Origin of the sequence: Brevibacterium sp. VCM10 (assembly GCF_000583215.1) — a bacterium.
In the GTDB taxonomy this organism is placed as follows: domain Bacteria; phylum Actinomycetota; class Actinomycetes; order Actinomycetales; family Brevibacteriaceae; genus Brevibacterium; species Brevibacterium linens.
On the sequence record NZ_JAJB01000055.1, the window covers coordinates 1 to 15,832 of the forward strand.

The following is a 15,832-nucleotide window of genomic DNA, read 5'->3' on the forward strand; positions in this document are numbered from 1 at the left end:
CGTCAGGTAGCAATTAGGGGGAGGGGTGTACGGAGACGATGCGGGCGACGGACAGGGACGCCTCGGCGCCGGTGGTCGTCACCACTCCGCGGACGCGGCCGGCGTTGAGGGTGGCCGGCAGCATCTCGATCGTCCGCTCCTTGCCGTGGGAATCCGCGATCCGAATGAGCACGCGCTGCTTCGTCTCCGCCGCTTCCCGCAGACGGTCCATATGGCCCAAAGGCTCATCCGTGCTCACCGGTGTGGCCGTTGCGGGTGCGGACCGCAGGATCCGAATATATTCGCCGAGGTGGCCGTCACTGACCCGGGGACGTCGCCTGACGCTGACCTCGGGTTCCGATTCGGTGATCACCCGGCGTTTGCGCACGGGACCGGCCGCCGAATGCAGCAGAGCGTGATGACCGGAGGCCTCGAGCAGATGCATCGTCCGCTCCGGGCCCAGTTGGGCGATCGCCACGGTCGGGGCCAGACGTTCGAGTCCGGCGGGCATCATCGCCTGATCGGAGAGGATGACATCGAGGTCGACCGGATCGTCGACGATGAGCACCGACCGGGCGCCGGCCACCCGCACCCTCCGCAGCTTCGAAGCCGTGTTCTGCACAAGGAACTCCAGCGTCGACGGCAGCTCTTCGGCACTGATCTCGGCGAGTTCGGCCAACGCCTCCTCCGGGGTGAGCCCGGCCTGCATCGTGTCCTCGATGGTCTCGGCGTCGATGCGATAGACGGTGCCCTGACCGCGCGCCTCGACGACGGCGTACTTGCGCAGAATATGGTGGACCCGCGGTTCGATCGGGCCGGTGGCCACGGCGGTGAGATCGGACTGGATGAGCACCGTATCGACCTCGGCGCCGAGCCCCTCGGTGACCGCGGCGATGACATCCCCGGGCACGGTCAGAGCCTCGACGGACACGCCCAGGGGCAGGATCGAGGGGTCCTGTGCTGCATGCTCGGCCATCGCCCGATCCAATCCGGCGGCCAGGCGGAGACCGAACCGGCTCGGTCCGAAATGATCCGGCTGCTGCAGCGGTGTCGTCGCCAGCCCCACGGTGACGCACGTGTGGAGAACGGCCTCGGTCATCGCGAACTCGTGGGCCGGCAGCAGCGGATGACGACGCAGCACCTCGGCATGGATCCACCCTGCCGACCGTGCCGTACCCAGGCCGATGTCGTGCAGGACCGAGAGCACGGCGAAACGCAGCAGCGGCATCGCCGGCACCGACAGCCCGTACCCCTTGAACAGGGACTTCTTCGGGGCGGCGAGCACGGTCAGCCGTTCGTTCTCGCTTGCGCCGGCCGCCAGCTGCGTGACGTCGAGCAGGTCGCGCAGCCAGGCCCCGACCAGGCCCGCCCACAGGTCGGCACGATCACCGGCGAGGGCGGAATCGGCATCATCGGCAGCCGTCCACTGCGGATCGAGCGCATCGTCGAGGACTCCGATGAGGTGCAGCGACTTCGCCGCCTGCAGCAGGGTGATCGTCTGCTCGAGACCCAGTTCGAGGGTGCGGGCGAGTCGGGAGACATCCCGTTTCGAGATGCCGCCGCTGGTCAGCCGGGAGATCGGGGAGGCAGCGAGCTCATCGACGAGCCCGCGCAGAGATGAGATGACCTCGGCAACGGCGGCCTGTTCGCTGTTGTGGATGAGCGGTTGGCCGATCGCGGCCGTGCTCGAATCGATCGACGGCTCATCGATCTGCCACGGATGGGCCCGGGAGGATTCGGCTGCCGAGGTCGGCAGCAGGGTGATGGCCTCGGACTGGATCTTCCACACGCCCGCAACCGCAGACCCAGCAGACCCAGCAGACCCAGCAGACCCAGCAGACCCAGCAGACCCAGCAGATCCCGCCGACCCAGCACCGTCCCGGTCCCCACCGGCGGGCCATGCCAGGCCGAGGTCGCGCAGTCGGGGCAGGGCCGCCTCGGCGAGGGCAGGATCGATATGCGGAATGCCCGCGACGTCGATCTCCGGCGTCGTCCGGGCCGCCTTGGCCAGGGCGATGAAGACCTCGAGCGTGCCCGCATCGAGGGCTTCGATGCCGCGGGAGACCCCGATGCGTGAGGACGCGGCCGCGGCCAGGGCCGCCATCGTCGGGGACTCGGGTTGGAGGAGGTCGCGTCGCGTCCGGACGAAGGACTCGAACTCGGCATCTGCACTGTGGGACAGCCACTGGCTGAAGGTCATGGACATCGCAGATCAGTCTATCGCGAGGGGTACAATGGAGGGGCAGATTACGGATCAGAGATCGGACGGAAGGACGCGCATTGTCAGCCACTCGAGTCGACACAGCCATCGTCGTCGCCGCGGTTGCCGCCGCAGCCATCGGGGCGCTCGGTCTCATCGGCGTCCTCGGTCAGGCCTGGATGGGACTGACCCCCAGTTCGCTGCTGACCTATCTGCCCATGATCCTCGTGCCCATCGCCGTCATCCTCGCCTGCGTGGCCATGATCCGAGCCGCCATCCGACGCAGACAGACCGGGGTGGGCCACCGCTGATACCACCGTTCATGCCGCTCACCCCGCAGGGTCGGGGACGGGCATGAAGCCCTCCCGCACAGTGTGATCGAGGCGGTGCGAACCCCCACCTCGCCGAGGCGGCCGACCACCGGGGTCGCGCAGGTGCCCGTGATCTCCCGCCGCCGATCAGGCGCTCACCGGCACAGTGCTCACGGCCTGAGCAGGTGAGCGAGCCGGAGATCTCATCGCCGATTCGATGCCCTCAGCCCCACGGACGGCACCGCCGGCCATCAGGGCACACGATCGCACCGACCTGCACACTCGCACCGACCTGCACACTGATTCTGACCTGCACACTGACCGACCATCCGACCAGCTTCCCGGCTGCGGAATCCTATTCCGCAGCCGACCGACACACAGCCCGCAGCAGCGGGCACCGTACGATCAGCCCGCCACCGCGGGTACGACCAGACAGAAAGGACATCATGCCCACCGGACGCGTGAAATGGTTCGATGCCGACAAGGGCTTCGGCTTCGTCATCGCCGAGGACGGCTCGCAGGCCTTCCTCCATTCCTCCGTGCTGCCCGAAGGGGTCGACGTCACCAAGGGCACCCGACTCGAATACGATGTCGTCGATTCCCGCCGCGGAGCGCAGGTGCTCAAGGCCCGCCCCCTGACCACTCCGACCAAGGTTGCCAAAGCCCGCCGACGCCCGGCAGCGGACATGGCAGTTATGGTTGAAGATGTCATCAAAGTACTGGATGACCTCAACAACGGACTGCAGCACGGTCGTTACCCCGACCCCACCCATGGGAACAAGGTCGCCAGCCTGCTGCGGGCGATTGCCGACGATTTGGAGTCCTGATGTCATCACTGTTCAGTGATTGGCTGGCCCGGCAGACCGCCGCGCCCGTCGAGAACGACGCCGAACAGACCACCGAGGCGACCCCCGGCGCTGATGTGCCCGCCGCCGCCGTCGAGCCGACCGCCGCGGCAAGCGCGGTCGCCGCGGATTCCGCCACGACCGCCTCGGCGAAGGGGACGAAGACCGGGCGCACACGCTCGGGCACGGACAAGGTCGTCCTCGACACCCAGCTGGCCGCGGCGATCGACATCGCCCGCACCGCCATCACCGAGGTGGCCGGCACCGCCGTCGTCGGCGAACACCTGGGCACGGTGGCCGAGGCGACCCGTCTGGTCACCCACTACTTCGTGTGCACCGACCCGACCTATCGCGGGTGGCGGTGGGTGGCCGTACTCGCCCGCGCTCCGCGGGCGAAGAAGGTCACGGTCTGCGAAACCGCGCTGCTGCCCGGCCCCGACGCCCTCGTCGCCCCCGAATGGGTGCCGTGGGAAGAACGGCTCGAACCCGGCGATATGGGTCCGCGCGACACCCTGCCGAAGCTCGACCAGGACCCGAACCTGCAGCCGGGCTTCCAGCAGACCGAGGACAATTCCGCAGACAACGTCGACCAGATCGCGAACTTCGAATTCGGTCTCGGCCGTGAACGCGTGCTCTCCTCCGACGGGCTGAGTGCGGCGGCGAGCCGGTGGGCGGAATCCGACGCGGGCCCCGACAGCGAGTTCGCCTCACGCGCGGCCGGACACTGCGGCAGCTGCGGCTACCTCATGCCGATCGCCGGATCGCTGCGCCAGAAGTTCGGGGTCTGCGCCAATGCGTGGTCACCGTTCGACGGGCGTGTGGTCGGACTCGAATCCGGGTGCGGGGCGCATTCGGAGACCGATGTGAGACGGCCGAATAACGAGCCTGCCGAAGCCGTCGTCGACGACTACTCCGGCGAGCTCGAGTTCCAGGAGGGCTGAACCACTCGATGTCCCAGATGTTCCGGTCGCTGTCGGAGCCGAACTACCGGCACTGGTTCGCCGGTGCCCTGATCTCCAACACCGGGACATGGATGCAGCGCACGGCGCAGGACTGGATCGTCCTGACCATGCTCACGGACAACAACGCATCAGCATTGGGCATCACCATGGCTCTGCAGCTGGGCCCGCAGCTGATCATGTTCCCGTTCGCGGGCAACCTCGTCGACAAGTTCGACAAACGGCGTCTGCTCATGGTCACCCAGGCGCTGCTGGGATTCATCGGACTCGTCCTCTTCGTCCTCACCATCACCGACGTCATCGTCCTCTGGCACGTCTACGTGCTCGCGTTCACGCTCGGGATGCTCACGACCCTGGACAACCCGGCCAGGCAGGCCTTCGTCTCCGAACTCGTCGGTGAGAAGCTGCTGCCCAACGCCGTCAGCCTCAATTCGGCGTCCTTCAACGGCGCCCGCATGATCGGTCCGGCCGTGGCCGGTGTGCTCACCGCTGTCATCGGTCCCGGTCCCGTCTTCCTCATCAGCGGGCTCGGCTTCGCGGCGACGCTGACCGTGCTGCTGCGGTTGGACCGATCGAAGCTGCATCCCTCTGGTCGGCGCGGTGCAGGCGGGGTGCTCGGCGGACTGAAATACCTGCGCAGGCGCCCGGACATCACGGTCGTGCTCGTCGTGCTGTTCGTCATCGCGACCTTCGGATTCAACTTCAACATCTACACGGCGACGATGGCGAAGATCGAGTTCGGCAAGGACGCCAGCGGCTTCGGTCTGCTCAACTCCGTCATGGCCATCGGGTCCGTGACCGGAGCACTGGTCTCGGCCAGGCGGGAGAAACCCCGGCTGCGCTTCGTCTTCGGCGCCGCAGGCGGCTTCGGAGTGGCGGTGGGTGTGGCATCGCTGATGCCCGACTACTACCTCTTCGCCGCCTCGCTCATGTTCGTCGGTTTCTCGTCACTGACGATGATGACCTCGGCGAATGCCTACGTGCAGACGACCACCGCGCCGAACTACCGCGGTCGAGTGATGGCGATCTACGCGGCCGTCGTCATGGGCGGCACCCCGATCGGCGCCCCCTTAGCCGGCTGGGTCGCCGATGCCTTCGGACCGCGGATGGCGCTCGTCGTCGGAGCCGCCTCGGGGATCATCGCCTTCGCCGTGGGACTGTTGTGGATGATCACGGCCAAGGAGCTGCGACTTTACCGGGATCCCAAATCGCGGATCCGGCTGCACCTGAGCTACCACGGCCGGCCTCCCGGCGGCAGCGCACACTGAGGGCACTCGGCGGGCCCGGAGGTTCGTGTCATAGAATTTCGGTCGACCGCCTCGGCGAGGGATTCGAGGGTCGAGCAAGGGAAACGGACGGACTGTGACAACTGACATCATCACCTCGGTGCTCGTCGGCCTGGCGATCCTCGTCGGCTGCCTGGGCATCATCGTGCCGGTGCTGCCCGGGTCGATCCTCATCGCCGTAGCGGTGCTCATCTGGGCGATCGTCATCGGCGGGCCGGTCGCGTGGATCATCTTCGCCATCGTCGCCGTGTTCGTCGCGGCCGGGATGAGTGCCTCGCTCGTGCTCACCGGCCGCAAACTCAAGTCCATGCAGGTGCCGAACTCCTCGGTGCTGCTGGGCGGGGTGCTCGCCGTCATCGGCTTCTTCGTCATTCCGGTGCTCGGCCTGCCGATCGGCTTCGTCGCGGGCCTCTACCTCGCCGAGTATGCCCGCCTCAAGGACGGGAAGACGGCATGGAACTCCAGCTGGGAGTCGATCAAGGCGATCGGTATCGGCGCGGGCATCGAATTCATCCTCGCCATGCTCGCCGGAATCACCTTCGGCATCGGCGTGCTCATCCACTTCTTCGGCTGAGGGCAGCTGGGACCCTTCACTATCACCGGCAGAGCACCGCTCACGGAGCCAGGTGGGCGATCTCCGGTGCTTCTTCGCCGAGGATCAGTCTGGCCACACCATCGCCGATGAGTGGGCCCATCGTGAGTCCGCCGGCGCCGAATCCCGAAGCCAGCCACAGTCCGTCCGCGCCCTGCACCGCACCCGCGTACGGCAGTGCCCCCTCGCGCGTCGACATGGGGCGCACTCCGACGCGGGTCTCGAGAACGGTAGCCTGTGCGAGGCCCGGCGCGATCCGCAGTGCGTCGTCGAGGACCTGCTGCGTTCCGGCGGCAGTGGCGCGGACGTCGAAGCCGACCCCGTCCTCCCTGGTGGCGCCTGCGACGATGCGGCCTCCGTCGAAGGGTGTGATGTAGTGATGGTCGAGAGGGTGAATCGTCGGCCACGGCGATGTGTTGACTCCGCGCAGCTCCAGATGGAGCAGCTGACCACGTTGAGGGACGATCCCCACAGCGTGGCCGAGTCGTCCGAGGAGCTCGGCACTCCGCGCCCCACCTGCGATGACGAGGGCGTCGAAGTCCTCCGTCGCCGACGTGGTGCGTACCGACCATGTGCCCGCGCTCGATGCGGTGACATCCTGTGCAGAATCTGCGACCGTTCTGGCTCCATGCAGGCGCGCTCCGGTGAGGATCGCATCGCGCAGAACCCGGCCGTCGACACGGCCGCCTCCGGTGATGAGGAGTCCGGTCATGTCCGGAGCGATCGGCGGAAAGATCTCGCGAAGCTCCGCAGCATCGAGGTCATGGACCTCGCCCGCGACGGTTCCCGCGGGCGCGACACGAGAACGGATGGTCGCAGCCGCCTCGGCGAGGGTCCCCGGGTCGTTGTTGACGACGAGGGCACCGGACCTGCGATAGCCGAGGTCGGGGATGCCGAGCGTACGCAGCGCCTCGAGGAACGCCGGATAGAAGTTCCCTCCCGCCGCGTACGTCTCGTAGTAGGCACCGGTGCTCGTCGACACCCACGGTGCGATGATCCCCGCGCTGGCAGCTGTCGCCTGCCCGGCCATGGCATCGTCGACGATGGTGACGTCGACCCCGCGGGAGGCGAGGCCGAAGGCAACACTGGCCCCGGCGATTCCGCTGCCGATGATGCCGACGCGGGCGGAGCTGTCGACGGTGTGTGCAGGCATGTCGGTCGCGTTACTTGAGGGCGTCGATGACGAAGTCGATGCAGGCCAGCAGGGCCCGCACATCGTCGGGGTCGACGGAGACGAAGGTCGCGATGCGCAGCTGATTGCGGCCGAGCTTGCGGTACGGTTCGACGTCGACGATGCCGTTGGCCCGCAGCACCTTGGCCACGGCAGCCGCGTCGACCGAGTCATCGAAATCGATGGTGGCCACGACCGAAGAACGATCGGCCGGGTCGACGACATAGGGGTCTGCCGCCTCGGCGGATTCCGCCCAGTCGTAGACGAGCCCGGCCGACTCAGCGGTCCGCTCGATCGCCCAGGACAGGCCGCCGTTGCCGTTGATCCACTTGATCTGCTCGGCGAGCAGCAGCAGGGTCGACACGGCCGGGGTGTTGTAGGTCTGGTCCTTGGCCGAGTTCTCGATCGCGGTGACCAGGTCGAGGGAGGTCGGAATCCAGCGACCGGAGTCCTTGATCTCCTGTGCCCGAGCGATCGCCCGCGGCGACATGATCGCCACCCACAGGCCGCCGTCGGAGCCCATGTTCTTCTGCGGGGCGAAGTAGTAGACGTCGGTCTCGGCGATGTCGACGGCCAGGCCACCGGCGCCGGAGGTGGCGTCGATGACGACGAGGGCATCCTCGGCGATCCCGGCCGGACGTGCGATCCGAGTGGCCACACCGGTCGAGGTCTCATTGTGGGGCCAGGCGAAGACGTCGGCGGCGGATTCGCCGGCGGCCGCCTCGGCGGGGGAGTCCACGAGACCAGCCTCGGCCAGGGCTTCCGGCGTCGGGATCGCGGCGGTGCCCGGTTCGGCGTTCAGGATGAGGGAGGACTTCAGGTGCGGAGCGGTGTCGGTGGCCTTCGCAAACTTCTGACCGAACTCGCCGAAGGTCGCGTGCGCGGCCCGCTCGCGGACGAGACCAAAGGCCGCGACGTCCCAGAACACGGTGGACCCGCCGTTGCCGAGCACCACTTCATAACCCTCGGGCAGGCTGAACAGCTCGGCCAGTCCGGAACGGATGCGGCCGACGAGGTTCTTCACCGGCGCCTGGCGGTGGCTGGTGCCGAGCACCTCGGTCGCGGCCGAGGTCAGCGCCTCGATCTGGGCAGGGCGGATGCGGGCCGGGCCGGACCCGAAGCGTCCGTCGGCGGGCAGAAGATTCTTCGGGATCTCAATATTCTTCGCAGTCACGCTCGACATTCTACGGCGGGCCCGTCCGCCGCTCGGGACCGGTCCGTCATGTGACGGACGGCGGACGTCGCCCCGTCACTCCCTGTGACGACTGCACGACATCGTCCGCCTCGACCGCATCCGCCGAGGCGGGACCCGGCTGACTCGTGTCCGTGCCGCGTCGTAGAGTGAAGACATGAGTGAGCCCGTCGATCGCCTCCCGCAGACCCGGAAGTCCTATGACTCAGCCGTCTTCGAACACCCGGATACCGCACCCCTGGACCTGCTGCGCCAGTGGTACGACGAAGCGGCCGACCACGTCCGCGAACCGAATGCGATGACCGTCTCGACCCTCGACGAATGGGGCCCGAGCTCGCGCATCGTCCTGCTCAAAGGCCTCGACGAACGCGGACTCCTGTTCTTCACCGACTACGACTCGGCGAAAGGCCGGGCGCTGCAAGCCGACCCCCGCACCGCCGTGAACTTTCCCTGGCAGGACATGGAACGACAGGTCCGCATCCGCGGCCTCGCCGAGGTGGCCGCCCCCGAGGACTCGGACGCGTACTTCGCCGTGCGCCCCCGTGGATCGCAGATCGGGGCGACCGTGTCCAAGCAGTCCCAGCCGGTGACCAGCCGCGAGCAGATGCAGGCCGAATACGATGCCGCGGCGGCCGAGCTCGAAGGCCAGGATGTGCCGCGGCCCGATCACTGGGGCGGGTTCCGCGTGCGCGTCTTCGAGATCGAATTCTGGCAGGGCCAGCAGAACCGGTTCCACGACCGGTGGGTCTTCCGCCGGGCCGACGGCAGTCACGATACGGCCGACCTCGACGACGCCTCGGCCTGGGAGGTCGTCCGCCTCTACCCCTAGGCCAGACGATCTCTGCCCCCAGGCCTGACGATCACCGGCGCTCACCGACGAATACGCGAATACGAAGGAGTATCGATGACCTCGACCCATACCTCTGCTCAGTACGGACCCGACGCGGTCTTCGACAACCTCATCGGCGGCAGGCGGGTGCCGAGTGAGGACCGATCGACGAACACGAATCCGTCCGACCCCTCCGATGTGATCGGTCTCTTTGCTCGCGCGGATGCCGCCACGGTCGCCTCGGCGATCGATGCCGCCCGTGCGGCCGCTCCCGCCTGGGCAGACCTCGGCTCACAGCAGCGCTTCGCGATCCTCGACAAGGCCGGAAGCCTCATCGCCGACCGCGCCGACGAACTCGGCGACCTCCTCGCCCGGGAAGAGGGCAAACAGCTCGCCGAAGCCAAGGGCGAGGTGCTGCGCGCCTCACAGATCTTCAAGTTCTTCGCCGGCGAGACCATCCGCAATACCGGCGAGATCGTCGACTCCGTCCGCCCCGGACTCATCGCCGAGATGACGCACGAACCCATCGGCGTCATCGGCATCATCACCCCGTGGAACTTCCCGATCGCCATCCCGGCCTGGAAGATCGCCCCGGCGTTGGCCTTCGGCAACACGGTCGTGGTCAAACCCGCCGAACTCGTCCCCGCCAGCGCCTACGCGCTCACCGATATCCTCGCCGAGGCGGGACTGCCCGATGGAGTCCTCAATCTCGTCATGGGGCCGGGGTCCGTGGTCGGGGACGCCCTGACCACCTCGGCGAAGATCGACGCCGTGACCTTCACCGGGTCCGTCGCCGTCGGACGATCCGTCATCGCCTCGGCTGCGGCCCACCAGATCAGGGTGCAGTGCGAAATGGGTGGGAAGAACCCGCTCGTGGTGCTCGGCGACGCCGATCTCGAAGCGGCCGCCGACGCCGCGATCAATGGTGCCTTCTTCTCCACCGGTCAGCGCTGCACCGCGTCCTCCCGTCTCATCGTCACCTCCGATGTCCACGACGAATTCGTCGCACTGCTCAAGGAGAAGATGGCGGCACTGACCGTCGGCGACGCCCGCGCCGAGGGAGTAGCCATCGGGCCCGTGGTCTCCCGGACTCAGCTCGACCAGGACCTCGGCTACATCGCCACGGCCCGAGCCGAGGGTGGGGAAGTCACCGGCGGTGAGCTCATCGAATCGGGCACGGGTGGGTACTTCCTCGCGCCGGCTCTGGTCACAGGCACGAAGCCGGGCGACACGATCAACGTCGACGAGGTCTTCGGCCCGGTCGCCTCGGTGATCGAGGTCGCCGACTACGACGAAGCGCTCGCGGTCGCCAACGACACCGAGTTCGGGCTCTCTGCCGGCATCTTCACGACCTCCCTGAAATATTCGACCCACTTCAAGCGTTACGCCCAGGCCGGGATGGTCATGGTCAACGCCCCGACGGCAGGCGTGGACTACCACGTGTCCTTCGGCGGACGGAAAGGGTCGAGCTATGGTCCCCGTGAGCAGGCGAGGGCGGCACGGGAGTTCTTCACGGTGCACAAGACGACCTACACGAATGCCGGCTGAGCGGGCCGGTGCGCATTCCTGCGCGGACGGGCCGAAACCCATGCGGGCCGAGCTGTCCGGCGGCGGCCGATGTCGGGCGCGGACCCGGGCGATTCCTCGACTCACGGGATTCGCTGAACGCACGATAGGATTGGTCCAGATCGCAACGGCCGCGAACGGGTTCGCCTGTGCGGGGCGGGACAGGGTCGCAGCGACCCGAATTGGTGACAGCGCCTGAAACGGTCGAAACGACCTGGAGACGAAGAGTGGAGTGGCTGGTCAGAAGTGAACGACCTCATTGATACAACCGAGATGTACCTCAAATCGATCATCGAGCTCGAGGAACAGTCGATCGTGCCTTTGCGTGCCCGCATCGCCGAGCGCCTGGATCATTCCGGTCCCACCGTGTCACAGACCGTGGCGCGGATGGAGCGTGACGGTTTGCTCCACGTCGGCAACGACCGCCATCTCGAGCTCACCCCGGAGGGGCGTCGGATCGCCACCGACGTCATGCGCAAGCACCGTCTGGCCGAGCGCCTTCTCTCCGATGTCGTCGGACTCGAGTGGGAACTCGTCCACGACGAGGCCTGCCGCTGGGAACACGTGATGAGCGAGCAGGTCGAACGCAAGCTCGTGAAGCTGCTTTCGGAAACGTCCACCGGGCCCTACGGCAACCCGATCCCCGGCCTCGACGTCATCGGCGGCGAAGCCTCGACGGCCACCGAGGTCATCGACCTCGCCACGGCAGTCGGTCGGGACGGCGCAAAGAAGCTGACGATCGCCTGGCTGGCCGAACCCCTGCAGGTCGATATCCACCTGCTTCAGCAGTTCCAGGTCGCCGGTGTCCTGCCGGGCAGCGACGTCGAGATTTCGCGCAACGGCGAATACATCACCGTGCAGGTGCCCGGCGCGCAGGACGTGCTCGACCTGCCGGTCGAGACCGCCTCGCACGTCTTCGCCTACCGGAGCTGAGGCGTACAGAAATCTCAGTTCCCCAACGTCGAGGCTGGAGCTTCGCAACATCGAGGCGGTGTCTCGATAACGGCAAGACTGGAGTTCCGTAACATCGAGGCTGTGGCTCGATAACGGTGAGGACGAGCCGCGGTAACGAAGGAGCGGGTGCCTGAGCCCCGATTCGTTACAAATCACCGTGATCTCTGACCCAGGGAGCGGTTGTCCGCCCCTGGGTCGCGTCGTATAACGAGAAAATGTTACGAATGTTTCAAGCTGTTGTAGGCCTCTGACCTGCACGTTTATGGAAAACATCACGGGTTTCCTCCGGTGGTTGTGACAAAAACGTGACAATCAGTCACCGATTGGTTACAGTTGTTGAGGTCGTTCACGCACTGACGACTTCACAGCGAGATCCGAGCGCCGCGCTCGCTGTGAGATACCAAGGACCGATAGCGGCGGTTGGCTGAGATTGCCAATAGGAACGAGAGGGAAAACGTGGCAACTAAGCAGCATGGCCGCCGCGCCGCCGATGCCAAGGTCAAGACTCCGCTGACCGAACTCACTGAACTTCTGAACGCCAATTCAGGCGTCTTCGGCCGTCGTGCAGCTGTTGTCGCTGCCAGCGGTGGTCTGCTGACCGCCGCAGTGATGCCGGCCGCCGGCCAGGGTGCCGACGACCAGAACAGGGTCTCCGCAGAAGCCGAGACCACCCAGAAGGTCGACTTCGAGAACCAGACCGTCACCATCGGCGACGAGTCGAACAGCAAGAAGGACGACAAGAAGTCCGACTCCTTCGGCGTCGAGAGCAAGGCCATCACCGCCGAGGCTGCCCCGAAGCCCGAGCCCAAGCCCGAGCCGGCCGAAACCACCTCCGCTGACTCCGACGAGTCGGCCGGAACCTCCGACGACACCGCCAACAGCGGATCGTCCGATTCGGGCGAATCCGACTCCAAGGGCGCCGGATCCATCGACGGATCCAAGGCCGAGCAGGTCCTCGCCTGGGCGGCCAAGGGCGTCGGAACCCCCTATGTCATGGGTGGAACCAGCCAGAGCGGCTGGGACTGCTCCGGATACACCTCCTGGGTCTACAGCCACGTCGGCGTGAACCTGCCCCGCACCTCCGGTGCCCAGAAGGGTGCAGGCCAGATCGTCTCGCAGTCCGAAGCCAAGCCCGGTGACCTCATCTGGCACCCCGGCCACGTCGGCATCTACGCCGGTGGCGGACAGATGTACGATGCCGGTTCGCCGAGCTCGGGAACCTCGAAGCGCAGCTACAGCTGGATGGGCAACGTCACCTTCATCCGCGTTCTCTGATCTTCATCACCGAAAAGCTCCCCGTACGACTCGACGGTCCTCGAGTCGCACGGGGAGCTTTTCGTATGCCCGGAAACGTCGGGCGCGCACCGGCGGTGTGCCTGCATTCGCTAGTCCGAAATTCATACGCACTGATCAAGAACACCACATATGAATTTCGAAGCAGTTCATCTGCTCAATTCGGCCGACAACGTCGCCGAGGCGGCCGCCCGCTTGTGCCGGCCCGCCCACTTGTGCCGTCCGCCCACCCGTGCGCCGCCCGCTTGCGCCCGGTCCGGTGAGTGCGCTGAGCTCCCGGTTCGGTGAACGCGAGCCGAAGTTTCCGTGACGCGAGCAGTATGAATTGGGTCACGGGCGCGCGCGGCGTTACTCTGGAAAAGATTGAGTTCCATGATAGGTGGGCGCCGAATGGTGTCGACCGCTGATGCGAAGGAAAGCAGATGGGGCATAGTCGAATAATTCGAATAGCCGCTCCAGTCTCTGGTGCGGAGCACATATCTGTCTCCGTGCCCTCTTTCCCAGGCGTCGTGCCCATGAGCACGGCGCCTTTTGTGTTCCCTGGGGTCGGGGCAGCCGGTTTCGGCCCAGTAGAGAAGAAGATGAGGGGCGAGATATGAAGACTCTCGTGCTGAACGCCGGTTACGAACCGCTGTCGATCGTTCCGTTCACACGGGCCGTGGTGCTCGTGCTGACCGGAAAGGCGACAGTCCTGGCCGCAGAGGATATTCCGGTGAGATCCGAGCACATGAGTCTCGATCAGCCCTCCGTCATCCTGCTCACCCGCTATGTGCGCCCGCCGAGCAACCGTCGCGTCTCACTCTCCCGCAGGGGAGTCCTGCGCCGGGACGGCCACCGCTGCGCCTACTGCTCCAAACCGGCATACACAGTCGACCACGTCGTCCCACGCTCCCGCGGGGGAGCGAACACCTGGGAGAACCTCGTCGCCTGCTGCCGCGAATGCAACAACCGCAAGGGCAATCGCACTCTCGGCGAGATCGGGTGGAAGCTCAGCTTCCTCCCGCAGGAGCCCCGTCTGGGGCAGCTGTGGATGCGCGGGATCGACAAACCCGTCGAGAAGTGGCGCCCGTTCCTCGAATACTCCAGCGCCGCCTGACAATCCGGCATCGTCCCAGATAGGGGACGGTGCTGTCCGAATGCTGACGGGATTCGGATAACGATGTGACATAGGCGAAGTTCTCACAGTCAATGTGTTCTAGGGTGGACGAAACAGAAGTTCGCGTCGACCCAAGGAGCTTGCGATGAGTGAGCAGGATCGCCCCCAGAATTCCGACCCGGCCCCGGTCGGCGAGACCGAAGCGGTCATCGTCGGAATCGACGGCTCTCCGCCGAGTCGCAACGCCCTGGCGTGGGCGATCCAAGAAGCACGCTCCCTGGGGCGTCCGATCCGCCTTGTCGGTGCCTACACGATTCCGAGCGTGGCGGCTGCCGCCATCGACGTGTCCTATGTGCCCATCGATGACAGTTCGATCCGTGCGGCCGTGACGAACACCCTCAAGGAGGCGGCTGCCGAGGTCAAGGCAGCAGGAGTTCCCGTCGAGGCCGTCATCGAGATCGGCGATGCCGCCGGCGTGCTCATCGACGAATCGAAGACCGGCTGCCTCACCGTCGTCGGATCCCGCGGTCGCGGCGGTTTCGCCGGTCGTCTCCTCGGGACCGTCTCGAGCGCACTGCCTGCGCACTCGGCATGTCCGACGGTCGTCGTCCCCGCATGCTGGGACAACCAGGCCGAGCGTCCCGCGCATCCGACCTCGTCACGGCCGATCCGGCAGGACGGCATCGAGGTCGAAACCCATGATCCCGATGCCGAGTCGATCGAAGGCCTGCGCTTCGACGGCAAGGTCGTCGTCGGTGTCGACTCCCTCGGCGCCGAGTCCCCGGCGCTGTGGAAGGCTGCGCGACTGGCCGTGCGCCGCGGTTCGCCGCTGCACATCGTCGCCGTGATCACCACGACGGTCATCGGCCCCGAATGGCTGCCGAGCACCGCCGATCTCGAACGCCTCGTCAACGAGGGGGCGGACAAGCTCGTCGTCGCCAAACAGCGTCTGGCCGAGGAATTCCCGGATCTCGACGTCACCTGGACGCTCTTCGACGGCCAACCGGCCGAGGTACTCGTCCGGGCCTCCGACACAGCCGAGGTGCTCGTCATCGGGTCGCGCGGTCGCGGCGGATTCGCCGGTCTCCTGCTCGGTTCCACCTCGCAGTCGGTGCTGCCGTACTCGCAATGCCCGACGATGGTCGTGCGCGTCGCTCGCGACCACGGTCGCCGCAAGCACAACGAGGACCCGCCGGAGCCGGGGCTCTAGATCTCATCCTGACCGGGGAGGTCCGAGTCCGCGAGCCGGATCTGGCTGCCGGAGCGGACAGAAAGCGCCGAGGCGGCCGATCGGATCGATCGGCCGCCTCGGCGATGGTGGATCCTCGGTGATCGTCGGTCAGGGCGATGCCGGAAACCGTTTTCGGCTCCGTCAAGTGAGTCTGGCGCCCCCGGGCAGATTCGAACTGCCGACACCCGCTTTAGGAGAGCGGTGCTCTATCCCCTGAGCTACGGGGGCCAGGTGGTCGTCCTCAACCACGATCACCCAGTGTAGCGTAGAAGAAACCTCACTGTTCCACGGTGTGCCAGCACCTATTGGGGACAGTTTCTCGTTAGGG

Annotated in this window: 14 protein-coding genes and 1 tRNA gene; 11 read left to right on the forward strand and 4 right to left on the reverse strand. The window is 66.5% G+C overall.

Annotated features, from left to right (window positions below; genetic code table 11):
* Positions 1-13: 13 nt before the first annotated feature.
* The gene (locus AD89_RS0115285) at positions 14-2,185 is read right to left on the reverse strand and encodes a helicase-associated domain-containing protein (RefSeq protein ID WP_025780327.1); all 2,172 of its coding nucleotides are present in this window, start codon (positions 2,183-2,185) and stop codon (positions 14-16) included.
* A gap of 74 nt (positions 2,186-2,259) precedes the next feature.
* Between AD89_RS0115285 and AD89_RS0115290 the strand changes: the two genes are divergently transcribed.
* From AD89_RS0115290 to AD89_RS0115310, 5 genes are all read left to right on the forward strand, one after another.
* The gene (locus AD89_RS0115290) at positions 2,260-2,490 is read left to right on the forward strand and encodes a hypothetical protein (RefSeq protein ID WP_025780328.1); all 231 of its coding nucleotides are present in this window, start codon (positions 2,260-2,262) and stop codon (positions 2,488-2,490) included.
* A 446-nt stretch (positions 2,491-2,936) separates the two neighbouring features.
* Entirely contained in the window at positions 2,937-3,317 is a 381-nt protein-coding gene (locus tag AD89_RS0115295; RefSeq protein WP_025780330.1) for a cold-shock protein, read from the forward strand.
* A complete protein-coding gene (locus tag AD89_RS0115300) occupies positions 3,317-4,276 on the forward strand; it encodes a DUF3027 domain-containing protein (RefSeq protein WP_025780331.1) in 960 nt (319 codons plus the stop codon). Before AD89_RS0115295 ends, AD89_RS0115300 begins: the two co-directional genes overlap by 1 nt.
* 8 nt (positions 4,277-4,284) lie before the next feature.
* On the forward strand, positions 4,285-5,562 hold the full coding sequence (locus AD89_RS0115305; protein WP_025780333.1) for an MFS transporter: 1,278 nt from the start codon (positions 4,285-4,287) through the stop codon (positions 5,560-5,562).
* Between the two features lie 94 nt (positions 5,563-5,656).
* Complete coding sequence (locus AD89_RS0115310; RefSeq protein ID WP_025780335.1) at positions 5,657-6,154, forward strand: DUF456 domain-containing protein; 498 nt, start codon at positions 5,657-5,659, stop codon at positions 6,152-6,154.
* Positions 6,155-6,194: 40 nt separating this feature from the next.
* Here the strand turns inward: AD89_RS0115310 and AD89_RS0115315 are convergent, their stop codons facing one another.
* On the reverse strand, positions 6,195-7,325 hold the full coding sequence (locus tag AD89_RS0115315; protein ID WP_025780337.1) for an NAD(P)/FAD-dependent oxidoreductase: 1,131 nt from the start codon (positions 7,323-7,325) through the stop codon (positions 6,195-6,197).
* Between the two features lie 10 nt (positions 7,326-7,335).
* The gene (serC, locus tag AD89_RS0115320) at positions 7,336-8,517 is read right to left on the reverse strand and encodes a phosphoserine transaminase (protein ID WP_025780339.1); all 1,182 of its coding nucleotides are present in this window, start codon (positions 8,515-8,517) and stop codon (positions 7,336-7,338) included.
* 175 nt (positions 8,518-8,692) lie between these two features.
* Between serC and pdxH the strand changes: the two genes are divergently transcribed.
* From pdxH to AD89_RS0115350, 6 genes are all read left to right on the forward strand, one after another.
* Positions 8,693-9,364, forward strand: a complete 672-nt coding sequence (pdxH, locus tag AD89_RS0115325; RefSeq protein WP_025780340.1) for a pyridoxamine 5'-phosphate oxidase — start codon at positions 8,693-8,695, stop codon at positions 9,362-9,364.
* Positions 9,365-9,439: 75 nt separating this feature from the next.
* Positions 9,440-10,912, forward strand: coding sequence for an aldehyde dehydrogenase family protein (locus AD89_RS0115330; RefSeq protein ID WP_025780341.1), 1,473 nt, complete (start codon positions 9,440-9,442; stop codon positions 10,910-10,912).
* A gap of 264 nt (positions 10,913-11,176) precedes the next feature.
* The gene (locus AD89_RS0115335) at positions 11,177-11,863 is read left to right on the forward strand and encodes a metal-dependent transcriptional regulator (RefSeq protein ID WP_025780343.1); all 687 of its coding nucleotides are present in this window, start codon (positions 11,177-11,179) and stop codon (positions 11,861-11,863) included.
* 477 nt (positions 11,864-12,340) lie between these two features.
* On the forward strand, positions 12,341-13,159 hold the full coding sequence (locus tag AD89_RS0115340) for a C40 family peptidase (protein ID WP_025780344.1): 819 nt from the start codon (positions 12,341-12,343) through the stop codon (positions 13,157-13,159).
* Positions 13,160-13,772: 613 nt separating this feature from the next.
* Positions 13,773-14,273: an HNH endonuclease gene (locus tag AD89_RS0115345; protein ID WP_025780345.1), complete on the forward strand. Its 501-nt coding sequence runs from the start codon at positions 13,773-13,775 to the stop codon at positions 14,271-14,273.
* Between the two features lie 145 nt (positions 14,274-14,418).
* Complete coding sequence (locus AD89_RS0115350; protein WP_025780346.1) at positions 14,419-15,483, forward strand: universal stress protein; 1,065 nt, start codon at positions 14,419-14,421, stop codon at positions 15,481-15,483.
* A gap of 173 nt (positions 15,484-15,656) precedes the next feature.
* Here AD89_RS0115350 and AD89_RS0115355 read toward each other — a convergent pair.
* Positions 15,657-15,732 (reverse strand) — tRNA-Arg (locus tag AD89_RS0115355).
* Positions 15,733-15,832: the final 100 nt, after the last annotated feature.

Excerpts from the sequence above, each read along its gene's own strand:
- AD89_RS0115315 (WP_025780337.1), bottom strand. The coding sequence starts at position 7,325 with ATGCCTGCACACACCGTCGACAGCTCCGCCCGCGTCGGCATCATCGGC.
- pdxH (WP_025780340.1), top strand. The coding sequence starts at position 8,693 with ATGAGTGAGCCCGTCGATCGCCTCCCGCAGACCCGGAAGTCCTATGAC.
- AD89_RS0115350 (WP_025780346.1), top strand. The coding sequence starts at position 14,419 with ATGAGTGAGCAGGATCGCCCCCAGAATTCCGACCCGGCCCCGGTCGGC.
- AD89_RS0115295 (WP_025780330.1), top strand. The coding sequence starts at position 2,937 with ATGCCCACCGGACGCGTGAAATGGTTCGATGCCGACAAGGGCTTCGGC.
- AD89_RS0115300 (WP_025780331.1), top strand. The coding sequence starts at position 3,317 with ATGTCATCACTGTTCAGTGATTGGCTGGCCCGGCAGACCGCCGCGCCC.
- AD89_RS0115305 (WP_025780333.1), top strand. The coding sequence starts at position 4,285 with ATGTCCCAGATGTTCCGGTCGCTGTCGGAGCCGAACTACCGGCACTGG.
- AD89_RS0115285 (WP_025780327.1), bottom strand. The coding sequence starts at position 2,185 with ATGTCCATGACCTTCAGCCAGTGGCTGTCCCACAGTGCAGATGCCGAG.
- AD89_RS0115345 (WP_025780345.1), top strand. The coding sequence starts at position 13,773 with ATGAAGACTCTCGTGCTGAACGCCGGTTACGAACCGCTGTCGATCGTT.
- AD89_RS0115330 (WP_025780341.1), top strand. The coding sequence starts at position 9,440 with ATGACCTCGACCCATACCTCTGCTCAGTACGGACCCGACGCGGTCTTC.